This window comes from Brevundimonas sp., assembly GCF_003248455.1.
GTDB lineage: Bacteria > Pseudomonadota > Alphaproteobacteria > Caulobacterales > Caulobacteraceae > Brevundimonas.
In genome coordinates this window covers 12,383-34,527 of sequence record NZ_QFNM01000020.1, presented here as the reverse complement: position 1 = coordinate 34,527, position 22,145 = coordinate 12,383, and the positions used below count along the sequence as shown (strand labels likewise).

At 68.2% G+C, this 22,145-nt stretch carries 23 protein-coding genes; 6 read left to right on the top strand and 17 right to left on the bottom strand.

Features of this window, described 5'->3' with window-relative positions:
* Positions 1-4: 4 nt before the first annotated feature.
* The 5 genes from DI624_RS08895 to DI624_RS08875 all read right to left on the bottom strand — a co-directional run bounded on the left by DI624_RS08895 (position 5) and on the right by DI624_RS08875 (position 4,023).
* Positions 5-562 (bottom strand): HAD-IIIA family hydrolase, encoded by a 558-nt coding sequence (locus DI624_RS08895; RefSeq protein ID WP_291537426.1) that lies wholly within the window; start codon positions 560-562, stop codon positions 5-7.
* Between the two features lie 2 nt (positions 563-564).
* Positions 565-1,320, bottom strand: coding sequence for a transaldolase (locus tag DI624_RS08890; protein ID WP_291537425.1), 756 nt, complete (start codon positions 1,318-1,320; stop codon positions 565-567).
* Positions 1,321-1,442: 122 nt separating this feature from the next.
* Positions 1,443-2,405 (bottom strand): glycosyltransferase, encoded by a 963-nt coding sequence (locus tag DI624_RS08885; protein WP_291537424.1) that lies wholly within the window; start codon positions 2,403-2,405, stop codon positions 1,443-1,445.
* Positions 2,402-3,352 carry a glycosyltransferase family 2 protein gene (locus tag DI624_RS08880; protein WP_291537423.1) on the bottom strand — a complete coding sequence of 317 codons (951 nt, stop codon included), beginning with the start codon at positions 3,350-3,352 and terminating at the stop codon, positions 2,402-2,404. Before DI624_RS08880 ends, DI624_RS08885 begins: the two co-directional genes overlap by 4 nt.
* On the bottom strand, positions 3,349-4,023 hold the full coding sequence (locus DI624_RS08875; RefSeq protein ID WP_291537422.1) for a sugar transferase: 675 nt from the start codon (positions 4,021-4,023) through the stop codon (positions 3,349-3,351). The genes DI624_RS08880 and DI624_RS08875 overlap by 4 nt, the downstream gene beginning before the upstream one ends.
* Positions 4,024-4,121: 98 nt before the next feature.
* On the opposite strand from DI624_RS08875, the gene DI624_RS08870 reads away from it, so the two are divergent.
* Both DI624_RS08870 and DI624_RS08865 read left to right on the top strand, forming a co-directional pair.
* Positions 4,122-4,922: a WecB/TagA/CpsF family glycosyltransferase gene (locus tag DI624_RS08870; RefSeq protein WP_291537420.1), complete on the top strand. Its 801-nt coding sequence runs from the start codon at positions 4,122-4,124 to the stop codon at positions 4,920-4,922.
* Positions 4,915-6,258, top strand: coding sequence for an O-antigen ligase (locus DI624_RS08865; RefSeq protein WP_291537419.1), 1,344 nt, complete (start codon positions 4,915-4,917; stop codon positions 6,256-6,258). Before DI624_RS08870 ends, DI624_RS08865 begins: the two co-directional genes overlap by 8 nt.
* Here the strand turns inward: DI624_RS08865 and DI624_RS08860 are convergent.
* A complete protein-coding gene (locus tag DI624_RS08860; RefSeq protein WP_291537418.1) occupies positions 6,245-7,501 on the bottom strand; it encodes a hypothetical protein in 1,257 nt (418 codons plus the stop codon). The genes DI624_RS08865 and DI624_RS08860 overlap by 14 nt on opposite strands.
* A complete protein-coding gene (locus tag DI624_RS08855; RefSeq protein ID WP_291537416.1) occupies positions 7,498-8,199 on the bottom strand; it encodes a polysaccharide biosynthesis/export family protein in 702 nt (233 codons plus the stop codon). The genes DI624_RS08860 and DI624_RS08855 overlap by 4 nt, the downstream gene beginning before the upstream one ends.
* Before the next feature lie 175 nt (positions 8,200-8,374).
* On the opposite strand from DI624_RS08855, the gene DI624_RS08850 reads away from it, so the two are divergent.
* Positions 8,375-10,486, top strand: a complete 2,112-nt coding sequence (locus DI624_RS08850) for a hypothetical protein (RefSeq protein WP_291537415.1) — start codon at positions 8,375-8,377, stop codon at positions 10,484-10,486.
* Here DI624_RS08850 and DI624_RS08845 read toward each other — a convergent pair.
* A complete protein-coding gene (locus tag DI624_RS08845) occupies positions 10,483-11,298 on the bottom strand; it encodes an NAD(P)H-hydrate dehydratase (protein ID WP_291537414.1) in 816 nt (271 codons plus the stop codon). The genes DI624_RS08850 and DI624_RS08845 overlap by 4 nt on opposite strands.
* A 117-nt stretch (positions 11,299-11,415) precedes the next feature.
* Here DI624_RS08845 and DI624_RS08840 point away from each other — a divergent pair, with 117 nt between their 5' ends.
* Positions 11,416-11,754, top strand: a complete 339-nt coding sequence (locus DI624_RS08840) for a P-II family nitrogen regulator (RefSeq protein ID WP_008261682.1) — start codon at positions 11,416-11,418, stop codon at positions 11,752-11,754.
* A gap of 82 nt (positions 11,755-11,836) precedes the next feature.
* Complete coding sequence (glnA, locus tag DI624_RS08835) at positions 11,837-13,243, top strand: type I glutamate--ammonia ligase (RefSeq protein ID WP_291537405.1); 1,407 nt, start codon at positions 11,837-11,839, stop codon at positions 13,241-13,243.
* 101 nt (positions 13,244-13,344) lie between these two features.
* Here glnA and tatC read toward each other — a convergent pair whose 3' ends face one another.
* The 3 genes from tatC to DI624_RS08820 are packed head-to-tail and all read right to left on the bottom strand — an operon-like array spanning position 13,345 to position 15,055.
* Positions 13,345-14,232 carry a twin-arginine translocase subunit TatC gene (gene tatC, locus DI624_RS08830; RefSeq protein WP_291537403.1) on the bottom strand — a complete coding sequence of 296 codons (888 nt, stop codon included), beginning with the start codon at positions 14,230-14,232 and terminating at the stop codon, positions 13,345-13,347.
* Positions 14,229-14,813 carry a Sec-independent protein translocase protein TatB gene (gene tatB / locus DI624_RS16130; protein WP_314187604.1) on the bottom strand — a complete coding sequence of 195 codons (585 nt, stop codon included), beginning with the start codon at positions 14,811-14,813 and terminating at the stop codon, positions 14,229-14,231. Before tatB ends, tatC begins: the two co-directional genes overlap by 4 nt.
* Before the next feature lie 23 nt (positions 14,814-14,836).
* Positions 14,837-15,055, bottom strand: a complete 219-nt coding sequence (locus DI624_RS08820) for a twin-arginine translocase TatA/TatE family subunit (protein ID WP_291537402.1) — start codon at positions 15,053-15,055, stop codon at positions 14,837-14,839.
* Between the two features lie 111 nt (positions 15,056-15,166).
* On the opposite strand from DI624_RS08820, the gene rnhA reads away from it, so the two are divergent.
* Complete coding sequence (rnhA, locus tag DI624_RS08815; protein ID WP_291537401.1) at positions 15,167-15,619, top strand: ribonuclease HI; 453 nt, start codon at positions 15,167-15,169, stop codon at positions 15,617-15,619.
* Here rnhA and DI624_RS08810 read toward each other — a convergent pair.
* From DI624_RS08810 to rfaE2, 6 genes are read right to left on the bottom strand one after another with little or no spacing between them, the layout of a single operon-like run.
* Complete coding sequence (locus DI624_RS08810) at positions 15,616-17,010, bottom strand: MFS transporter (protein WP_291537400.1); 1,395 nt, start codon at positions 17,008-17,010, stop codon at positions 15,616-15,618. The two genes, rnhA and DI624_RS08810, sit on opposite strands and share 4 nt — an antisense overlap.
* A gap of 30 nt (positions 17,011-17,040) precedes the next feature.
* A complete protein-coding gene (locus DI624_RS08805; protein ID WP_291537399.1) occupies positions 17,041-17,499 on the bottom strand; it encodes an NfeD family protein in 459 nt (152 codons plus the stop codon).
* 21 nt (positions 17,500-17,520) lie between these two features.
* A complete protein-coding gene (locus DI624_RS08800; RefSeq protein ID WP_291537398.1) occupies positions 17,521-18,510 on the bottom strand; it encodes an SPFH domain-containing protein in 990 nt (329 codons plus the stop codon).
* 25 nt (positions 18,511-18,535) lie between these two features.
* Positions 18,536-19,672 carry a DUF3089 domain-containing protein gene (locus DI624_RS08795; protein WP_291537397.1) on the bottom strand — a complete coding sequence of 379 codons (1,137 nt, stop codon included), beginning with the start codon at positions 19,670-19,672 and terminating at the stop codon, positions 18,536-18,538.
* On the bottom strand, positions 19,672-20,673 hold the full coding sequence (rfaD, locus tag DI624_RS08790) for an ADP-glyceromanno-heptose 6-epimerase (RefSeq protein ID WP_291537498.1): 1,002 nt from the start codon (positions 20,671-20,673) through the stop codon (positions 19,672-19,674). Before rfaD ends, DI624_RS08795 begins: the two co-directional genes overlap by 1 nt.
* Positions 20,673-22,145 (bottom strand): D-glycero-beta-D-manno-heptose 1-phosphate adenylyltransferase, encoded by a 1,473-nt coding sequence (gene rfaE2 / locus DI624_RS08785; protein WP_291537396.1) that lies wholly within the window; start codon positions 22,143-22,145, stop codon positions 20,673-20,675. Before rfaE2 ends, rfaD begins: the two co-directional genes overlap by 1 nt.

The following is a 22,145-nucleotide window of genomic DNA, read 5'->3' as shown; positions in this document are numbered from 1 at the left end:
GAATTCAGTCCTGAAGTACGGGGGCCGGCGCGGCCGGCGTGGTTTGAAGAATAAGGGCGGTCGCCTGACTTACGTCGGCGGCGATCACGTCGGCGCCGGACCGGCTGTTGTAGGGACGATCCAGAAGCACGGTCCGAACCCCGGCTGCGCGTCCGCAGACGATGTCGCGATCCATGTCGCCGACCATCCAGCTTTGCGACAGATCGACATTCCAGCGCGCGGCCAGGTCCAGCAGCATCCCTGCCTTTGGCTTGCGGCAACTACACTGGTCGGCGTCGTCGTGCAGGCAGGCCCGCACCGCATCGACCGGCACAGCCTGGACCAGGGCGGCGTGAATGGCGTCCAGCGCCTCGCCAGTCATTTTCCCGCGCCGGACGTCGGGCTGATTGGTCACGACGAAGGTCAGATAGCCGGCCGTCCGCAACGCCTGTACGGTCTGCGCGGCCCCTTCCGCGATCCGAAGTTCGCCAACGGTTCGCGGCGAGGCCGGCTTGCCGTCGCGCCAGACGACGTCGTTCAGCACGCCGTCGCGGTCCAGAAATATGGCGCGCCGTCCAGCCATGATTACAGCTTGAAACCCGCCGCCACCGCATCTGCGCGGAACATGGCCACGGTCTCCAGCGAGAGATCGGTCAGATCCTTGCCCGCCATGTCCAGCTTCTTCAGGATGTCAGGGGTGGCGGTGATGATGTGGCACCCGCATTCGGCCGCCTGGAAGACGTTCAGCACCTCGCGCGTCGAGGCCCACAGAACCTCGGCCTGGGGCTTGCGCGCCGCCATGGCGACCGCGGCCCGCATGACCGGCACGGGGTCGACGCCGGTGTCCGCGATCCGGCCCGCGAAGACCGACAGGATGGCGGGCGTGTCGTCGGCCAGGATGTCGACCGCTTCGGCCACCTGCTCCAGCGTCAGCATGGCGGTGATGTTCAGCTTCACCCCATCCGCCGCCAGCGCGCGGGCCATCGGCAGGCTGGACTGGCCCTGGGTGTTGGTGATCGGTATCTTCACATAGACATTGTCGCCCCAGGCGGCGATCAGCCGCGCCTGACGCTCCATCTCCGCGAAATCGTCCGAGAAGACCTCGAACGACAGCGGCATGTCGGGGATCAGGGCGATCAGCTGGCGCGCGAAATCGGCATAGTCGGCGATCCCCGCCTTGAACATCAGCGTCGGATTGGTGGTGAATCCCGTCACCATCCCCTGCGCGTGAAGGCGCGAGAAGTCGGCCAGGCTGGCGCCGTCCCCATAAAGCTTCAGGCCCCCGATCGGCGGCTTCGGCGCCGCCTTCGAGACGATGGGTCGGTCGATCTGGGTCAGCATGAGAAAGTCCTTCGGCGATGACGGTTCGGCCCCGCATAGTCCAAGATGCGTGCCGTGTGCGGATACTAGCGGTGGCGGGGCGACGGCCCCTTAACGCAAAGGGTTAAGGCAAGTCGTCGTCGTCAAGCGGACGCCTCGTCGATGAAGCCGACAGGGCGACGCCATGTCAGCTTGCCTAAACCGTGCTGGATCAACAGCCTCCACCGAAGGCGCGAGGTCGAGCGATGCTCCAGCGTCAGCCACGACAGAACGCCGCCAAGCGCCGTCTGGATTAACCCTTTGACGAAAAGCTCCACCCTCGCAAGGGCCGGGTGGCGCGCCCCGTCGATGTAGATCGAGACATAGTGTTGTGTTTCGCGACGGGTGCGAAGCAGCCGATAGGGGATCGCCGTCCGATTTCGGAACACCGTCTCGGTGACGCGCGCCCTGGCCGCCCAGACGATGCGGCGTCCCTGGCGATGCAGGCGCACGAACAGCTCGGCGTCCTCGCCCCCCGCATCGCCGAACGCCTCGCGCATGGCGGACCGCCCGTCGGGAAAGCACCGCTTCAGGTCGAAGATGGAGTTCCCGGTGCCCAGGCCGTAACGCGGGCGACCCGACGGCCCGGTCAGCGCGATCTCCGACAGGTCGGGCAAGCCCAGATCGCGCACGAACTGGCGCCCTTCGGGATCATAGGCGGGCGGGCCGCCCTCCTCGAACACGGCGAAACGCGGCCCTACCGCAATGTCGGCGCCCGTGGCCTTCAAGGCGCCGACCAGGGCGTCGGTCCAGTCGGCATCGGCCGTCTCGTCGTCGTCGATTACCGCCAGCCAACGTCCGCGCGCCTCCATGAAGCCGCGATTGCGCAACGTCGCCATGTTGCGCGCCAGGTCCGAGACATAGCGGATGGGCCAGGGCGACGCCGGGGACAGAGCCTCGACCACCTCGCCGCCCGCCCCGGCCGGATGGTTGTCGACCACGACGATCTCCATCGTCAGCCCCAGCGTGTTTCGCTGCGCCAGGCAGGATCGCAGGGTCGCCTCCAGCCCCCGGGGCCGGTCATAGGTCAGGATGGCCAGCGTCAGATCGGGCGCCGCCTCGCTCACGCCGCCGTCTCCTCGATGAAGCCGATGGGCGCGCGCCAGGTCAGTTTGCCCAAGCCTTTGGCCATGCCGATCCGGTGATCGTAGCGGTGTGTCCGGTCCAAGAATTCGCCGGTCGCGACATAGAGCCCGGCGTGCACCGCCGTCTGCGCCAGGCCCAGCAGCCCGACTTTGATCGTGGTCAGAAGCTTGTTGTCGCTGGTGTCTATCCGACACACGGCATAGTGCTGCGAGCCGCGCTTCATGCGGGTGATCATATAATCGGGCCTGGCCCGGCTGGTCTCGATGAATTCGCGCACCACGGCCTCGGGGCACCAGACGAAGCGCCGCCCCGCCATGGCCAGGCGGAACAGCAGTTGCGTGTCTTCGCCATTGGCGTTGCCGAAGGCGACGCTGAACGGCTCCGGCCCGTCCAGGCAGGTCGAGACGCGAAAGGCGGCGTTGCCGCTGCCCAGGCCCTTGCCGCGTCTGCGCAGGCGCCCGAACATGGCGATCGGCTCGTCCGCCGGCATCCTGAAGTCCAGCGTGTAACGCCAGCCGTCGGGGTCCCAGTCCGGGGCGCGGCCGCCCTCGAACTCCGGCAGCTTGGGCCCGAAGGCGGCGTCAGCCCCGGTGCGGTCCAGGCAGGCGGTCAGCGCCGCCAGCCAGCCGGGCTGCGGCTCTTCGTCGTCGTCGATGAAGGCGACGTAGCGGCCCTGGGCGGCGGCGATGCCCTTGTTCCTGACGATGGAGATGTTGCGGCGCGGATCGGCCAGATAGGTCATGGCGACGCCGGTCTCGGCCGCCAGCCGTTCGACAAGGCCGCGCGCCAGCTGGTCGGGATGGTTGTCCACCACGATGACCTCGAACGCGCCCCAGTCGCCGCCCTGAGTCGTGCAGCCGCGCAGCGTCCGCTCCAGCAGGTGGACGCGGTCATAGCTCAGGATGACGACGCTGATGTCCGCGCTCATGCGCCGGTTCCCCGCAGCACCACCCCGGCCGTGCGGACCAGGATCCAGAGGTCGAGGCCCAGCGACCAAGTCTCGATATAGCGGATATCCAGCCGCACCCATTCATCGAAATCGTTGATCCGGTGGCGGCCCTCGACCTGCCACAGGCAGGTGATGCCCGGCTTGACCGCCATCTTGCCCATCTGGAACGGAGTGAAGCGGACGTATTCGTGCGCGCGCGGCGGACGCGGCCCCACCAGGCTCATGTCCCCTTTCAGCACGCTCCACAACTGCGGGAACTCGTCCAGACTGTAGCGGCGCAGCACGCGACCCAGCCGTGTGATGCGCGGATCGTTCTCCATCTTGAAAGCAGGACCCCGCATCTCGTTTCGGGATTGCAAGGCCTCTTCCTGACGGTCGGCCCCGATCACCATCGTTCGAAACTTGTAGCCCCGGAACCGGCGGCCGCCTTGCCCCACCCAGTCCACGCCATAGAAGGCGGGGCCCGGCGAGGTCGCCTTGACCAGAAGGGCGATCGCCAGCAGCAGCGGCGCCAGCATCACCAGCAGCACGGCCGAAACGGCGATATCCATCAGGCGCTTCATCGCCAGGCCAAGGCGCACGTCGCGCCCGCCCGCCAGGCGCGGCGAGGCCGGGGTTTCGTTCGACAATGGCAAGGCGGCGTGGCTCATGCGGCCCCTATATCAAGAACCACGCCAGGTCGCGCGCGACGGTTGAAAGCGGCAAGCGAATTGCAGTTTGCGCCGCCGCAACGCAGAACGGTCGCATCATGAACAGCCTGTCGCCCCGCCACGTCTTTCGACCGGAACTCGAAATCCGCTTCGCCGGGCTGCGGTTTCATCCGCTGACGACGGATCAGGCGGTCGCGGCCCTGGCCGCCCGCCCGGCGGACCTGCCGTTCGACATCCTGATCACGCCGAACGCCGAACACGCCTGGCTGCGCCGCCAGGATGCGGAGTTCGACCAGATCAGCGGCCGCGCCTGGCTCAGCACCAACGACAGCCGCGTGTTGCGAAAGGCGGCCGCGCTCGGCGGCGTTGACCTGGGCTTCGCGCCGGGCTGCCACATCGTCGAACGGCTGTTCCACGAGGTGATCGCGCCGGACGACCCGATCACCGTCATCGGCGGCGACGCCTCGGCGATCGCCGACCTCGCCGGACAGTTCGGCCTGACGCGCGTCGCCCATCACAATCCGCCGATGGGGTTCATCCACGATGCGGACGCCGTGCGGGCCGCCGTCGATTTCGTCGCCGCCCATCCCGGCCGGTTCGTGTTCGTGGCCATGGGACCGCCCCAGTCCGAGAAGTTCTGCCAGCGCATCATCGACGACGGCCGCGCCACGGGCCTGGGCCTGTGCATCGGCAGTTCCATCACCACCCTGACCGGCCGCACGCCGTCCGCGCCCCGGTGGATGGAGGATCGCGGGCTGGTCTGGCTGTATCGTCTGGCGCGCGAGCCTGGCCGGTTGTGGAGACGCTATCTGGTGCGCGGCCTCTACGGTCTGGGACTGGGGCTGATCGATTCGGTCGCCTTCCGCCTGGGGCTCAAATCCGCCCGCCCTCGTGACTGACGCCGCCCGCCTGGAGGCCTGGCGGGGACGCCTGGATGCGGACGCGCACAGGCGCGAGGCCCAGGCGGATCGCCTGCTTGCCCTGTGGGCCGGGGCGGTGCTGGTGTTGATGCTGCTCTACGTCTGCATCGGTCCGAATCCCTATCAGCACGAGATCGCCATCGATCCCCTGACCGGCGGCGCCGAGGCGTCGCCCGTGAACCGCGTCGTCTGGCTGGGTCTGTTCGCCCTGTCGGCGCCGTTGCTGTGGTTCCGTCGTCGGGCGCTGCCGGCCATGACGCTCAGGCTTCTGCCGCTGCTGGCCCTGTTCGGTTGGTTCGCCCTGACGACGCGCTGGGCGCTGGACCCGACGGTGTCGACGCGGCGGCTGATCCTCTATTCGGTCAATCTGGCGATCTGCGTCGCCATCGCGATCGGGCTGGGCGACAGCCGGCGGCTGCATCTGGCCATGGCGACCGGATGCGCCGTGCTGGTCGGGGTGGATGTTCTGTCTTGGATCGCGGCGCCGGGCGTGTCGATGACGCCCCTGGGCCTGGCGGCCATACATTCGCACAAGAACACCCTGGGCGCCGTCATGCTGCTGGCCGGGTTCGTCTGCGGAACCTACGCCTGGGCCTGCAGCGACTGGCGGACCCGCGCCTTCTGGTGGAGCGTCACGGCGATGGCTGTCGTGCTTCTGATCGCCAGCCTGTCCAAGACCAGCATGGGCCTGTTCGCCGCCCTGGCTTGCGCCACCCCGGCCATCGTCGCGGTCATGGCCCAGCGTCGGATCGTGCGGCTGGGGCTGATCGCCGTCGTCGGCGCCGTTCTGGCCGGAGCGGCGTTCGGCTGGCTGGCCTATTGTCTTGTGGTCGGCGACGATCCCTGGGCGCCGTTCGCCGGCGTCACCTTCACCCAGCGCACCGAGGTCTGGACCTTCGTTTGGGACGAGTTCGTCAGGCGACCGATCCAGGGCTGGGGCTTCGGTTCGTTCTGGGACATCGACCCATCGGTCCAACCCAGCCTGCAGACGGACGCCTGGTTCGCCCAGCCCGACGCCTTCACCAACGAGGCGCACAACGGCTTCCTGGACCTGGCGGTCACGACCGGCCTGGTCGGCCTGGCCGGCGCCGTCCTCATCCTGATGCGCTGGGTTTTCGGCGGCCTGGGGCTGATCCGCGAGGCCGTCGGCGGGGACCGGCGGATGTTGGCCGCGGCGCTCCTGCTGGGCGTCTTTCCGTTGATGGTGTTCGGCCACAACTTCATGGAAAGCAGCTATTTCACCGCCAACTCCATCTTCGGCGCGGTGCTTTTGCTGTTGGGGGTGGAGATCGAGCGGCGCTTCAGCCGCGCCTGAGACGACGGATCAGCACCGCCAGCACCGCCAGCATGGCCGCCGCTTCCAACGCCTGGCCCGCCGCCGTGCCCACGATGGCGCCGCCCGGCCCCAGCCGGCCGATGCCCCACAGCACCCCGACCGCCGCCACGGCGGAGGCCGAGGCGTTGGCGATGGCCAGGGCCTTGAACGCCTTCAATATCTGCAATCCCGTGCTGGCCGCCACCTGGACGAAGCCGAAGGCTGCGCTCAAGCCCCACAGCGGCAGCATCCAGCGCGCGTCGGCGTATTTGCCGTCGAACGCCAGTTCCGTGATCGTGGGCCACGCCGCCCAGATCAGCCCGGTCCAGCACAGGGCGAAGACCGCCCCGGCCGCGGCCGACACGCTCAGCAGCCGGACATAGCCGCGCCAATCGCCGGCGTCCCGCCGCGCCGCCAGGTCGTTCCTCGCCGCCATGCTCCAGGACGAGGCCAGAAGCGGGGCCGGTCGCAGAAAGGTCTGGCTGAACGACAGCGCCGCCAGGACGCCCGGCCCATAGGCCGCGCTGACGGCGAAGACATAGAACCGCGCCAGAATCTCGGTGCTCGACACCCCCAGGAACAGCCAGCCGGACTGCCGGCCGTAGGCGACATAGCCCGGCAGGGCGCGGATCAGACCGCCCCACAGGCCCCTGCTGGCGCGCGCCAGGCCGACAAGCCCCACGACCGCATAGGCCGTCCCCATGAGCCCCAGCACCTGCTCGGCCCTTAACGGGTTGAACAGCAGGCTCCCCAGTGCCAGCAGGGCGACGGCCACGATCAGCACCGCCCCGGTCTGGACCGCCGCCGCACGGCCCTGGCCCCGGCTGAAAAGAGTCAGCCGCACATATTGCTGAAGCAGATAGGCGGGCGTGAACGCCGCCGCCGTCCAGACGCCGAACGCGCCGCCGCGGGTGATCCCGATCGTCACGGCCGCGCCCAGCGCGACCGCCAACCAGAAGCACGTGGCGGCGCCCAGCATCAACCGTTCGGTCTCGAACCGCGCGGGGTCCAGGCCCCGGCCGCCGGCCAGAACCTGAAGGTGCGCCACGCTGATCGCGTTCTGCACGCTGGCCAGCACATAGGCGACCGAGAACCAGAAGACGCAGGCCCCGAATTGCTCGGGCGACATCAGCCGGCCCAGGACCAGCACCACGCCCAGGTTCAACAGCGAGAACAGGCCCTGTTCGACGACGGCCGTCAGATAGGGCGACGCGCGGCCGATCCGCCCCGCCAGCGCTCTCATCGGAAGCGGTTCAGGTCGTAGCTGAAGCCGAAGTTGAACGGCAGCACCCCATTCAGATATTGCCGCACGAACAGGTTGACCTCCGCGATGGCGCTGCGCGGCACGAAGATCAGGTCGCCGGGATGCAGCAGGAAATCCTGCCGCGCATCGGTGTTCAGCAGCGCCTTGGCGTCCACGATCCGCGAGGCCAGCCGCCCGTCGGCGACGCGCCGCAGCACCACCACCTTGCCCGTTCCGGCCGTCTCGGCGAAACCGCCGGCGGCGAAGATGGCTTGGGCGGTGTTCATCTCGCCGCGAATCTGCACCACGCCGGGGGTCTTGACCTCGCCGCCGACGTAAATCTGCGACGCGCCATAGGTCGCCACGCTGATCTGCACCTGCGGATTGCGCAGCACCCCGGCGTAGGCTTCGGTCAGACGCTGGCTGGCGTCGCGCACGGTCAGGCCGCCGACCGGCGCCGGCCCGATCACCGGAAAAACCCCCTGCCCGTCCGGCCCCACGACGACATCGGCGTTCAATCCGTCTTCGACCAGAAAGTTCAGTCTCAGTCCGTCGCCTGCGGCCAGCCGATACTGATAATCGTCCTGGCCCCAGGGTGCGAAATCATAGGGCTGGGCCTGGCCCCGCACGCCGCCGCCCGAGGCGCAGGCGGCCGAAAACAGCACCAGGGCGATCGCGATCATGCGCCAGACGGCCATCGGGTTTCCTTAGTCGCGGACCGACTCGCACGCCGCCGCCCGTCGCATCTTTCTGTTTTTCACCGACAATGCCAAGGCCGGACTGGCGTCCCGGCTCCGACTCAGGGCTTTATGGGGCGGGCTGACCGGCAGCCTCGCCCCCACTCGGCGGGATCGTCCTGCTCAGAGCCGCGTATTGACCGACCAGACGCTGAAACTCGCCGAAGACCAGCGCCCCTCGAAGACGGGGTCGGCGATCACGATACGCGAGCTGGCGACGCCGGCCTTCTATCATTGGCGCAAGGCGCTGATCGCCTTCCTGATCCCGGTGCTGCTGGCGCTGGCCGCCGCGACCCTGGCCCAGCCCGTCTACACCGCCCAGTCGCGCCTCCTGATCCTGCTGGGGGACGACTATGTCTTCCGTCGCGCCGTGGGCGAGGACGCCAGCGGCAATCCCCAGACCTTCGATCGCGCCCAGATCGTCCATGCCGAGATGGAGATACTCGGCTCGCGCGAAATCCGAGAGAAGACTCTGACCGACATCGGCCTGACGCGGGTCTATCCGAAGGCGCGGTCGGGGCCGGCGGGCATGAACGCGGCGCTGGAGCAACTGGGCCGCGACCTGGCCATCGAGAACGTCCCCCAGTCCAACACCATCGAGGTGCGGCTGCGCCATCGCGATCCTCGGGTCGCGGCCGACTTCGTCAATCGCCTGGTCCAGAACTACATCGCCAGCCGCCGCGAAATCTTCCAGCGCGCCGACAGCGCCGCCGTCACCGACCAGCAGCGCGGCCTGTCCGATCAACTGGCCGCCACCGAGGCCCAGATCGCGGACCTGTCCAACCGCTACGCCATCGGCGACTACGACCAGGAAATCCAGGGCGTGCAGTCCCAGCAGACCACCCTGACCGCCCAGTTGGCCGCCCAGGACCAGTTGATCGCCACCGCCGCGGCGCGGGCGAACCGTCTGGCGCAGCAACTCCGCGACTCGGCGGCGGTCATCGCCCTGAACACCGACGACACCCGCTCGCAGCAGGTCACGGCCCTGACCGACAATCTTATGCTGTTGCGCGAACGTCGCCGCGTCGCCGCCGCCCGCTACGCGGACGGCTATCCCCTCGTCGTCGAACTGGATCGCCAGATCGCGGACCTGGAAGCCCAGATCGCCGCCGCGCCGCCATCTCAGACAGCCCTGGTGCGCAGCGGCCCCAACCCCGTGACCCAGCAGATCGAGACCCAGCTGGCCACGACTCGGGGCGAGCTGGCGGGCCTTCAGTCCGGCCGCGCCCAGCTGGCCGACGCGCTCGGCGCCGTGCGCGCCCGTCTGGCCGGCCTTGTCGAGATCGGACCGCGCTACCGCGAACTGACGCGCCAGCGCACCCTGACCGAAACCGCCTATCGCAGCGTCGCCGAAAACGCCGAGGATTCTCGGCTGCAAAGCTCCATCGCCGGCGCCAACGCCAATGTCCGCGTGATCGAGGCCGCACAGCCGCCGACCAAGGCCCGCACTGGCCGATTGCTGATCCTGGCGGCCGGCCTGGCCGTCGGAACGCTGGCGGCGCTGGCGGTCGTCATCGTCTCCGCCGCCGCATCGCCCGTCATGCTGACCCCGCGCGATGCGGAGGTGCGGCTGCGCGCCCCGGTCCTGGCCACCGTCCCCCTGGGCGAGGAGGACGACGATCCCCTGCCCCGCTGGCGGCCGCTGACCTCGCGGCTCACGGCCGACCAGGCGGCGCTGATCCTGCGCCGATTGCGCGAAACCGCGGCCGCCCATGCGGCCCTGGCCGTGATCGGACCGGAGGACGGCGTGGGCGTCACCAGCATTGCGTTGGATCTGGCCATGGCCTCGGCCTTCCGGTCGGGGATCGAGACGCTGCTGATCGACGCCGAACCGCTGGCCGACGCCAGCGTCGCCATGGCTATCCACGCCCTGGGCGGGCGGCTGACCAACATTCCCGACAATCCCTATGTCCTGCGCGTCGAGGACAGCAACCTCTATGTCACCACGCCGATGACGCGCACAGGGTCGAACATCTCCGAGGCGCGCTGGCGCAGCTTCGTCGACGGCGTCAAGGCGCGGTTTCCGGTCGTCATCGTCGATACGCCGTCGCTGCAACGATCCTCGGCGGCGCTGCTGCTGGCGCCCCTGACCGACCTGTCGCTGATGGTGATCGAGGCGGAGGAGACGCGCACGGCCGTCGCCGCCAATCTGATCGAACGGGTCGAAGCTGCGGGCGGCGCGGTGGCGGGCATGGTCATGAACATGCGCAGGTTCCACATCCCGCGCTTCATCTACACGCGAATCTAGCGCAGCGCCGCCAGGGCGCGGGGCAGGATTTCGCTCAGATCGTCGGCGACCAGGCCCGGCCCGAACCGTTCCGCCGCATCGCTGTGAATCCACACCGCCGCGCTGGCGGCCTCGAAACTGTCCATCCTCTGGGCGGCCAGGCCGCCGATCATCCCCGCCAGCACGTCGCCGCTGCCGGCGGTGGCCAGCCAGGGCGAACCGTTGGGATTGCGCCGGATTCGGCCGTCCGGCGCCGCGACCAGGGTTTCGGACCCCTTCAGCACGATCACCGCCTGGGTCTGGCGCGCCGCCTCGGCCGCCGCCGCTTCCCGGCCCTGTTCAAGCAGACCGGGAAACAGGCGCTCGAACTCGCCCTCGTGCGGGGTCAGGATGTCGTCGCGGTCCAGCAGTCCGATCAGATCGGCCGTCCGCCCCTTGAACGCGGTCAGGCCGTCGGCGTCGATCACCAGGACCGCGCCGCTCAGCGCCAGGGCCTGGATATTGGCCACGGTCGCCTCGTCGGCGCCCGCCGCCGGACCGACGACGACCGCGTCCGAGCCGACGACCTCGCGCCCCAGCGCCTCGGCCGAAGCGAAGGGCGTCAGCATGATCGCCTGGACGGCCGGGGCGATCACCGCAGCCGCGTCGGGCGGGCACAAAATCCGCACCACGCCCGCCCCCATCCGCAATCCCGCCCGCGCCGACAGACGCGCCGCGCCCGTGTGGTGCGCCCTGCCCGACACCACCGCCAGACGCCCGCGAGAATGTTTGTGCGTCTCGGCGCTCGGCCAGGGCAGAAAACTGCGCCACAGCGCCGGGTCGTTGATCTGCATTGTCCGCCTTCCGATTATCCGTGGCTTTTCTGCGAAAACCGCTTGCTTTGAGCGCCCTTGGTGTGTCCCATTCAGGCCCGAGCGCCGCTGCATTTCGTGCGCCGCTCCGGGGTCGCCATGAAGAAGATCGAAGCCATCATCAAGCCTTTCAAGCTGGATGACGTCAAGGAAGCGCTCCAGGACGTGGGCGTGCAGGGCATGACTGTGCTGGAGGCCAAGGGATACGGCCGCCAGAAGGGTCATTCCGAACTGTATCGCGGCGCCGAATACGTCATCGACTTTCTGCCCAAGATCAAGATCGAGGTCGTGGTCGCCGACGATCTCGCGCCCGCGGTGGTCGAGGCCATTCAGACCTCGGCCCGCACGGGCAAGATCGGCGACGGCAAGATCTTCGTCTCCGACGTCGCCGAGGTGATCCGCATCCGAACCGGCGAAACGGGCGCGCAGGCCGTCTGACTTCGACCAACCCCTCCCGGCCTCGGCCCTCGGGTCGCGGTCCGGTCTCCTCCCCAAACGACAAGAAACAGGACTTCCGAGAATGAGCGCCAGCAAGATCCTCAAGGAGATCAAGGAAAAGGACGTCCAGTATGTGGACGTTCGCTTCACCGACACGCGCGGTAAGCTGCAACACGTCACCTTCGACGTCGACTTGGTCGACGAGGACTTCCTGACCGAAGGCACGATGTTCGACGGCTCCTCCATCGCCGGCTGGAAGGCCATCAACGAGTCCGACATGCTGCTGAAGCCGGACCTGACCACGGCCTATATCGACCCCTTCTACCAGCAGACCACGATGTTCCTGTTCTGCGACGTGCTGAACCCCGACACGGGCGAGCCCTACAATCGCGACAGCCGCTCGATGGCCAAGAAGGCGCTGTCCTACGTCCAGTCTTCGGGCGTGGGCGACCAGGTCTTCTTCGGGCCGGAAGCCGAGTTCTTCATCTTCGACGACGTGCGCTGGTCCACCCAGCCGCACGACACGGGCTACAGCTACGATTCGGTCGAACTGCCGGTCAACACCGGCGCCGAATACGCCGAGGGCAATCTGGGCCACCGCCCCGGACCCAAGGGCGGCTATTTCCCGGTCAATCCGGTCGATTCCGGCCAGGATCTGCGCGGCGAGATGCTGGGCGTCATGCGCGACCTGGGCCTGCAGCCCGAGAAGCATCACCACGAGGTGGCGCCGGCCCAGCACGAACTGGGCCTGAAGTTCTCGGACCTGCTGACCATGGCCGACCGGCTTCAGCTCTATAAGTATGTGATCCACAACGTGGCCCACGCCTATGGCAAGTCGGCGACCTTCATGGCCAAACCCATGTTCGCCGACAACGGTTCGGGCATGCACGTCCACATGTCGATCTGGAAGGACGGCAAGCCCCAGTTCGCCGGCGACCAGTACGCCGGCCTGTCGCAGGAATGCCTGTGGTACATCGGCGGCATCATCAAGCACGCCAAGGCCATCAACGCCTTCTCCAACTCGACGACCAACTCCTACAAGCGTCTGGTGCCCGGTTACGAAGCCCCTGTGAAACTGGCCTATTCGGCCCGAAACCGCTCGGCCTCGATCCGCATCCCGCACGTCTCGTCGCCCAAGGCCAAGCGCCTGGAGGCCCGCTTCCCCGACCCGATGGGCAACCCCTATCTGACCTTCGTGGCCCTGCTGATGGCCGGTCTGGACGGCATCGAAAACCGCATCGATCCGGGCGCGCCCGCCGACAAGAACCTCTACGATCTGCCGCCGGAAGAGCGCGGCTCGATCCCCGAGGTCTCCGGCTCGCTGAAGGAAGCGCTCGACAACCTGGACAAGGACCGCGCCTTCCTCAAGAAGGGCGGCGTCATGGATGACGACTTCATCGACAGCTACATCGACCTGAAGATGGAAGAGGTGATGCGCCTGCAACTGCATCCGCACCCGGTCGAGTTCGACATGTACTACAGCTGCTGATCTTCGGATCGGGCTGAACGGCGAAGGGCCGGAGGAGCGATCCTCCGGCCCTTTTTCCATGTCTGAACATGAGGCTTTCAGCCGTCCCGACCGGCCAGGGGTCAGGCGATCTCGGCCTCCAGTTCGTCGGCCTTCCTGCGGCGCAATTCGATCAGCCGCACGCACCAGATGGACACCTCGTAGAGCAGAACCATGGGCACGGCCAGCATCAGCTGGCTGATCGGGTCGGGCGGGGTCACGACGGCGGCGACCACCACGACCGCGACGATGGCGTATCGACGGCCCGAAGACATCAGCTTGGAATTGATCAGCCCCGCCATCCCCAGCAGGGTCATCACGACCGGCAGTTGGAAGCACAGGCCGAAGGCCAGCAGCAGCGCCGTCACCAGGTTCAGATAGTCCGACACCTTGGGCAGCAGATTGGCCGCCACCCCGTCGCCCACGATCTGCTGGCTCAGCGAGAACCACATCACGAACGGCAGCATGACGAAATAGACCAGCGCCGCTCCCAGCAGGAACAGCACCGGCGCCGCCACCAGGAACGGCAGGAAGGCGCCCCGCTCGTTGCGGTAAAGCCCCGGCGCGACGAAGCGATAAAGCTGCCAGGCCAGCACCGGAAACGCGACGAAGACCGCGCCGAACCCGGCCAGCTTCATCTTGGTGAACAGGATTTCCAGCGGCGCCGTATAGATCAGGTTGACCGTATGGCCATTGACGTGCGGCAGCGCCTTCAGCCCCGCCGTGCCGAGGATCAGGTCCAGGGGCGAGACGTGCCCGTGGGGGCCGACCGAGGAATAGAAGGCCTGCGCCGCCACGAACGGCTTGACCAGGAACAGATAGATCGGCTCGGAAAAGGCGAAACAGCCAATGAAACCGACCGCGAAGGCGATGACGCAGATCAGCAGCCGCCGGCGCAGTTCGATCAGATGATCCATCAACGGCGCGCGCGACGCCTCGATCTCGGCTTCGTCACGATCGGACAGGGTCAAAGGTCGGCAGCCTTCTTGCGCGCGACCTTGGGCGTGGCGGCGCCCGCCGGGGTCGTCTTGGGCGTCTTGGGCGTTTTCGAGGGAACGGCCTTGGCCTGAGCCGCCCCGGCCGCCTTGACCTTGGCGGAACCGGCCGGCTTGGCCTTGGCCTTCGTGGGCCTGGTCGCGGGCGCGGCAGGTCCGACGGTCGGCGCGGCGCCCGTATCGGGCCATTCGTCGACTGCGGGCGTCGCGGCCGCAACCTCGGGCGCAGATGAAGGCGCAGCCGTCGAGGCGGCCGGCGCGGTCAACCCGGCGTTGATGTCCTTGAAGGCCGCATCCGCCTCGGCGCCGAGCGGATACATCGCCGCCTGCCCCGTTCGCAGCGCTTCGACCTCCTTGCGCAGGTCGTCCAGTTCGGACTGGCGCGCCATTTCGTCGAAACTGGTGCGAAACTCATTGGCCATGGCGCGGGCCTTGGCCACCATCTGACCGACGCGACGCATCAGGATCGGCAAATCCTTTGGCCCCACGACAAGCAGGGCCACCAGGCCGATCACCACTAATTCGAAACCCCCGACTCCGGGGCCGAGCCCGCCCATGCGTCAGCCCTTACAGACGACGGCTAGCGCTTCAGCTCTTCCTTTTCCGCATCGGTGCGCGGCAGGGAACTGACGCCGCCGTGCGGCCCGTCCTTCTTGTCGTCGTCCTTCAAGCCGTCCTTGAAGGCGCGGATGCCCTTGGCGGCGTCGCCCATGATGCTGGACAGCTTGCCGCGGCCGCCGAACAGCAGGGCGACCACGACGATGACGATGGCCCAGTGCCAGATGCTCATGGAGCCCATGGCGTATTCTCCTCGCGGGGATCGGTCATCCGATCCCATCCACTCTTATTCGACCCGCATATAGGCGCAGTCATGGCGTCCCGCCAAGGGAGGCTGTAGGCCTGCGCGACCATGAGTCCCTCCGATCACGTCATCATCCATACCGACGGGGCCTGCAAGGGCAATCCCGGCCCGGGCGGCTGGGGCGCCGTGCTTCAAACAGGCGGCGGCCACGAAAAGGAACTTTGGGGCGGCGAGGCCAACACCACCAACAACCGGATGGAGCTGATGGCCGCCATCATGGCGCTGGAGGCCCTGAAACGTCCCTGCCGGGTCGAACTGCACACCGACAGCAAATACGTCATGCAGGGCATCACCGAATGGATGCGCGGCTGGAAGGCGCGCGGCTGGCTCACGGCGGACAAGAAGCCGGTGAAGAACGCCGACCTGTGGCAAAGGCTCGACGCCGCCCGCGCCCGGCACGACGTCAAATGGCGCTGGGTCAAGGGTCACGCCGGCCACGAATTGAACGAGCGCGCCGACCAGCTGGCGAATCGCGGGGTCGCCGATCTCAAGGCGCGCTAGACCGCCTCGACCTCCTTGTCCGGCTCGGATGGACGGCGGCGGATGCGCGCCCCGCTCATCACCGCGCCGAACAGAGCGGCGATGGCGGCGATCTGGAATCCGTGCCGCACGCCGGTCACGGGCGCGGCGGACAGCAGGAAGGCGACCACGACCGCGCCCATCGACTGGCCCAGCACCCGCGCCGTGCCCAAGCTGCCGCCCGCCGCCCCGGCCCGCTCGCGCGGCGCTTCGGACAGCATGGCGCGATTGTTGGGCGATTGGAAAAAGCCGAAGCCCGCGCCGCACACGGCCATGCGCCAGACGATGTCGAAATGCGAGGATTCGGCGTTCAGCAGGCTCAGGGCCATCAGGCCGCAGGCGAACAGCGTCAGCCCGATCGCCCCCAGCACTCCGGCGGAATAACGATCCGACAGATAGCCGGCCAGCGGCGCCGCAAACATGGTCGCCAGGGGCCAGGGCGTCATCAGCAGCCCCGTCTGGACCGCGTTCAGCCCCAACGGCCCCTGCAGGAAGAACGGCAGCGCGACGAACGCCATCATCTGGGCGGTGAAGGAGATGATGGAAGTGGCCACCGACAGGGCGAACATCGGCCGCGCCAACAGGTCCAGCGGGATCAGCGGCGTTCGGCTGGGCCGTTCGTGCCGAACCAGCAGAACCCCAGCCGCCAGCCCCAATCCCGTCAGGCCGAAGCCGAAGACGGGGGCCTCTCCATGCGCCAGCGCCTGCATCCCGGTGATCACGAAGCCGAAGGCCGCAGCGCTCAACAGGGCGCCGACGATGTTCAGACGCCGTTTCTGCAACGGATTGTGCGGCAGGGTGAACCCCGCCATCGACACGGCCAGCACCCCCAGCGGAATGTTCAGGGCGAACAGCCAGCGCCATTCGCCGACGCTCAGGATCGCGCTGGCGATGGTCGGGCCGGCGGCGGCGGCCATGGACACGATCACCGCGTTGATTCCCACCGCGCGGCCCAGCAGCCGCTGCGGATAGGTGAAGCGCACCAGGGCGCCGTTCACGCTCATGATCCCGGCCGCGCCGAAGCCTTGCAGCACCCTGGCCAGACTCAGCGTCAGGATCGAATCGGACAGTGCGCAGGCCAGGGACGCCAGTGTGAAGACCGCCAGGCCAACTTGGGATACGCGGCGATAGCCCACGATTTCGCCCAGCGACGCCAGCGGCAACAGGGCGACGACGATGGCGATCTGATAGGCGTTGACGATCCAGATGGAGGCCGCCGCCGACGCCTGCAGGTCCTGAGCGATGGACGGCAGGGCGACGTTGGCGATGGCCCCGTCCAACACGGCCAGGGTGATGCCCAGGCCGATCGAGACGATCGCCCAATAGCGGCGGGGCGTGGGCAGGCCGTCGGCGGCGACATTCTGGCTGGTCATCTCAGGCCAACGCCCTCGACGGTTGGCGGTTCAGACGGCGGCCTGGACCGTCAGGCGCGAGCCGTCGACGCGCTTGACCACCACGTCCTGCCCCTCGCCCGGCGCCTCGCCCTCGATCTCGGCCGGCCATTCGGCGCCGGAGACGAAAACCCGCCCCCGTCCGCCGACGAAGGCCTCCACCACCCTGGCTCTCTGGCCGACCAGGCGGCTGTCGCGGTCGTTGATGTCGGGTCCCTCGGGATTGGCCTTGGCGATCAGCCGGCGCGACAGCAGGGTGGAGATCACGGTCAGCAGGGCGAAGACCGCCACCTCGCCGGGCAGGCCCAGCCGCACCCCCGCGGCCGTCATTACGGCCACGACCCCTGCCGAAACGGCGGGCCACAACAGCCATTCGGTCGAGAACATCGCCTCGACCGCCAGCAACAGCACGCCCACGGCCAGCCAGATCCAGAACGGCTGGGCGGCGTAGAGATCGACGAGCGCGGTCATGGATCAGCCTCCTTCTTTGGATCAGGCCGAGGGCGGGACGCCGCCCGTCGCCGGACGACGCGGCGGCGCAGGCCGGGCGGGCGGGGTCGCCGCCCCGTTCTGCTCCTTGGCCAGCCCGACCATTTCGCCGATGCCGGCGATGGTGCCGACCAGGGCGCTCATCTCCGTCGGCACGATGACGGTGCGCTGCTGCGGGCTGCGCGCCAGTTCGGCGAAGGCTTCGACATATTTCTGGGCGACGAAATAGTTGATGGCGTTCACGTCGCCGCGCGCGATGGCCTCGGACACCATGGCGGTGGCGCGGGCCTCGGCCTCGGCCTCGCGCTCGCGGGCCTCGGCGTCGCGGAAGGCGGCTTCCTTGCGGCCTTCGGCTTCCAGAATGGCGGCCTGTTTGGCGCCCTCGGCGCGGGCGATGGCGGCGGACTTCTCGCCGTCGGCTTCGGTGATGACGGCGCGGCGTTCGCGCTCGGCCTTCATCTGGCGGGCCATGGCGTTGGTGATGTCGGTCGGGGGGGTCAGATCCTTGATCTCGATCCGGTTGACCTTGACGCCCCAGGGCTCGGTCGCCGCGTCGATGACGTGCAGCAGGCGGGTGTTGATGCTGTCGCGCTGGCTCAGCACCTCGTCCAGCTCCATGGACCCGACTACGGTCCGCAGATTGGTCATGCACAGCTGGGCGATGGCGTAGGTCAGATCGTCGACCCGATAGGCGGCGCGCGCCGCGTCCATCACCTGGATGAAGACGATGCCGTCCACCCGCACCATGGCGTTGTCCTTGGTGATGACTTCCTGGGTCGGGACGTCCAGCACCTGCTCCATCATGTTCATGCGGCGTCCGATGCGCTCGACGAACGGGGTCAGGAAGCCGATGCCGGGGCTTAGGGTCTTGGTGTATTTTCCGAACCGTTCGACCGTGAATTCGCGCCCTTGCGGCACGATCTTGATCACGCTGATCAAGAGCACGATGGCGAGCAGCAGCACGACGCCGGCGAATATGGTGGTCACGTCCATGAAAACCCTCCCTGAGGCGTCGAACCTACCCGCTGCGCGCGAGCGGCGCCACAGAAACCGGCGGTCTCGGCTCGGACGCCGCTTTGCGGCGCCAGGCGGCGACCCGGGTCGCCACGTCGCGTTCGATGTCGCCGTAGAACAGGTTGTAGGGCACGATCTTGCGCCGATCCGCCCAGCTTCCCCCGGCGGTCAGGAAGTCGGCGTCCGGCGCGCTGTGCCACAGCAGGCCGCCGCGGCATTCGGTCGAGACCAGACGCCCGGTCAAGGCCGGCCGCGCCCCCCATTCCAGGCCCGTGGCGTTGGTCGCCCCGCTGTGTTGGCGGGCCTCGGCGCGGGGCTGGCCGATCGCGCCCGTGACGGGATTGACGCAGATCGGCGCCGTTTTCAACTCCACCAGTTCGCCCCGACCGTTCCACTCCAGCGCGCGACGAAGCGCCCGTCGCGCGGCCGATTCGTCGCCGTTCCGCACCGACATCCAGGCCACGAGACACCCGGTCTGATCGGGCGCGTCGCACGGGGCGATCCGCCGATCGAACATTTCCGGGCTGATCAGGGTCTCGATAAGATAGGCGGCCGCCAGCCGCGACTTCAGCGCGGGATGCGCCTGCAATTCCTCGCGCACCAGGCGTGCGGCCAGTTCGCCGCCCTGCTCGACCCCGGCGATGACGATGGGACCTGTCGGATGGTTCGCCAGCCACAGATCGAAGGCCCGCTTCACGTCTTCATAGGCGAAGGCCCGGGCCTCGCGCGCGTCGTCGCGCAGGGTCAGGCGGGTGTAGAGGCTGGCCTGCCTATACAGCGGCGCGCTGACCTTGGCCTCGCGCGCGAACGGCGAGGCGTAGTTGGGCAGGACGACGCGGCGCATATAGGCGTTGGCCCGCGCGTCGTCTATCGCCCCGTTCCAGCCCGAACCGCCGTCGAAGGTCGTCGGCATGACGAAAAAGACCGCCGCCTGGTCCGACCGGCCGTCGTCCTGCAACGCCCATGAGGAGGCGGAGCGATAGTCTGGGGCAGGCGGAGGCTCATAGGTCTGGAACGGAACCTGGGGGTCCAGGCCGGCCCGCAGTATATCGCCGCTCCAGACGGCGACGGCGACGGTCACGACAAGGACGACGGCGAACCCCGCATAGCCGACCCACTGTCTGAAGGTCAGCCGGCGCATCAGCGGTACGGATCCGCCGTGGACAGGAAGTTCTGGACATAGCGGCGCACGCCCTCTTCCAGCGGCGTGGACTGCCCCTGGAAGCCGGCGGCGCGGATGCGGTCCATGCGCGCCTGGGTGAAATACTGATAGCGGTCGCGGATCGAGACCGGCGTGTCGACATAGTCGATGGACGGTTCCTTGCCGGCGGCGGCGAAGGTGGCCCGGGCCAGGTCCGCGAACGAACGCGCCTGCCCCGACCCGGCGTTGAACACCCCTGACACCTGGGGCGACTGCAACAGGAATTCGACGATGTCGACCACGTCGTCGACATAGACGAAGTCGCGCATCTGCCCGCCGTCGGCGTAGTTCGGATTGTGCGAGCGGAACAGGGTCACGGTCTCGCCAGCCTGCACCTTGGGCCATATCTGGGCCACGACCGACTTCATCACGCCCTTGTGGCCCTCGTTCGGTCCATAGACGTTGAAGAACTTCAGGCCCGCCCACTGACGCGGCGCCTGGCCCCGATCCGACTGTCGAACGGCATACTGATCGAACAACATCTTCGAATAACCATAGGCGTTTAGCGGTCGAAGCCGAGACAGGGACTTAGCATCGTCATCGTCGTCGAACCCTGTCTCCCCATCGCCATAGGTCGCCGCCGACGAGGCGTAGATCATCCGCGCATCGCGGATCGCGCACCAGTCCCACAGGTCGCGCGAGAGGGTGAAGTTGGTCCGCAGGATCAGGTCGGCGTCCGGCTCGGTCGTCGAGGAAACGGCGCCCATGTGGACCACGGCCTCGACCCGTTCGGCATGGCGTTCCAGCTGCTCGAACAACGCCTCGGGCGACCAGAAATCGGCGATGGGATGTTTGGCCAGGTTCTTCCATTTGGCCAGGTCGGCGGTCCCCAACCGATCGCAGACCACCACGTCATGGGCCGTCTCGGCCGTCAGCCGCGCCACGATGTTGGAGCCGATGAAGCCGGCCCCGCCCGTCACCACGATCATTCTGGGCGTCATCATCCTTGTCCTGTCGCCGCGGATTCAGCACGGACCATCTTCTCGATGGTTCGCGTGGTGGAGAAGCCGTCCTTGAAGTCCGCCAGCCTCACCTCCCCGCCCCAGCTTTCCACCAGGTCGCCGCCGACCACGCCTTCGCGGCTGTAGTCCGATCCCTTGATCAGCACGTCGGGCCGAAGCCGTTCGATCAGGGCCAGCGGCGTCGGATCGTCGAAACTGGTCACGCGATCCACGCTGGCCAGACCGCCGATCACCACGGCCCGGCTGTCCAGGTCGTTGACCGGCCGGCCTTCGCCCTTCAATCGCCGCACCGAAGCGTCGGTGTTCAGCGCCACGACCAGCCGGTCGCACCAGCTGCGCGCCTGCGCCAGATAGGCGACGTGCCCCCGGTGCAGGATGTCGAAACAGCCGTTGGTGAAGCCGACCTTCAGCCCCTGGCGCCGCCAGGCCTCGACCTCGGCGGCCAGGTCGTCCAGCGGCGTCACCTTGGCGACGGCCGCGCTGGCGTGCCGGCTGACTTCGGCCTCGATCAGTTCGGCGGGCGTGACGACGGCCGTCCCCGCCTTGCCGACCACGACGCCCGAAGCCAGGATGGCGAACTGCACCGCCGTCTCCAGCGACGCCCCCGCCCCAAGCGCCAAACCGATGGCGGCCAGGCCGGTGTCGCCGGCCCCCGACACGTCGAACACCTCCCGCGCGCGGCCTGGGAAATGCTTCGCCGCCGCGCCGCGCCGCGCCAGGCTCATGCCCTTGCCGGCGCGGGTGACGACGACGGCCTGGGCGGTCGTGGCGGCCAGCAGGGCTTCCAGCGCCGCCTCGACCTCGGCGTCCGTGCCGACCGGCAGGCCGGTGGCCCCCGCCAGTTCCGAGGCGTTCGGCTTGATGACGTCCACCGCGCCGTAACGCGCGAAATCGCGTCCCTTGGGATCGACCACCACCGGCGCGCCGGACGCCCTGGCCGCATTCAGGGCCTCCGCAATCAAGGCGTCCCCGACCACGCCCTTCGCGTAATCTGACAAAAGATAGGCGGAAGCTCCCGTGAAAGCGTCTGAAATCTCGATTTCGACCGCCGCAGCCTCATCGTCCAGCCGAAGCAGTTGCTGCCCCGCCGAGACGAAGCGCGTCTTGACGATGGTCGCGGCGCCGGCGGGCCGGGCCAGCAGGTCCTCGATCCCCGGCTCGGCGGCGATGAGGGCCGTCAGCTCCGCCCCCGCCGCATCGTCCCCGACGACGGCGCCCAGCCGGGCGGTCCCGCCCAGGGCCGCGATGTTGCGCGCCACATTGCCCACGCCGCCGGGCATGGCAACGGTGCGGGCGGCGCGCAGCACCGGGATCGGCGCCTCGGGCGAAATCCGGCTGACCTCGCCATAGACGTAGCGATCCAGCATCAGGTCGCCGACGCAGGCGATCTTCAGGCCGCGCACACGCTCCAGCAGGCTCTGCAGGGCGCCCAGGTCCAGGGTGTCAGACAT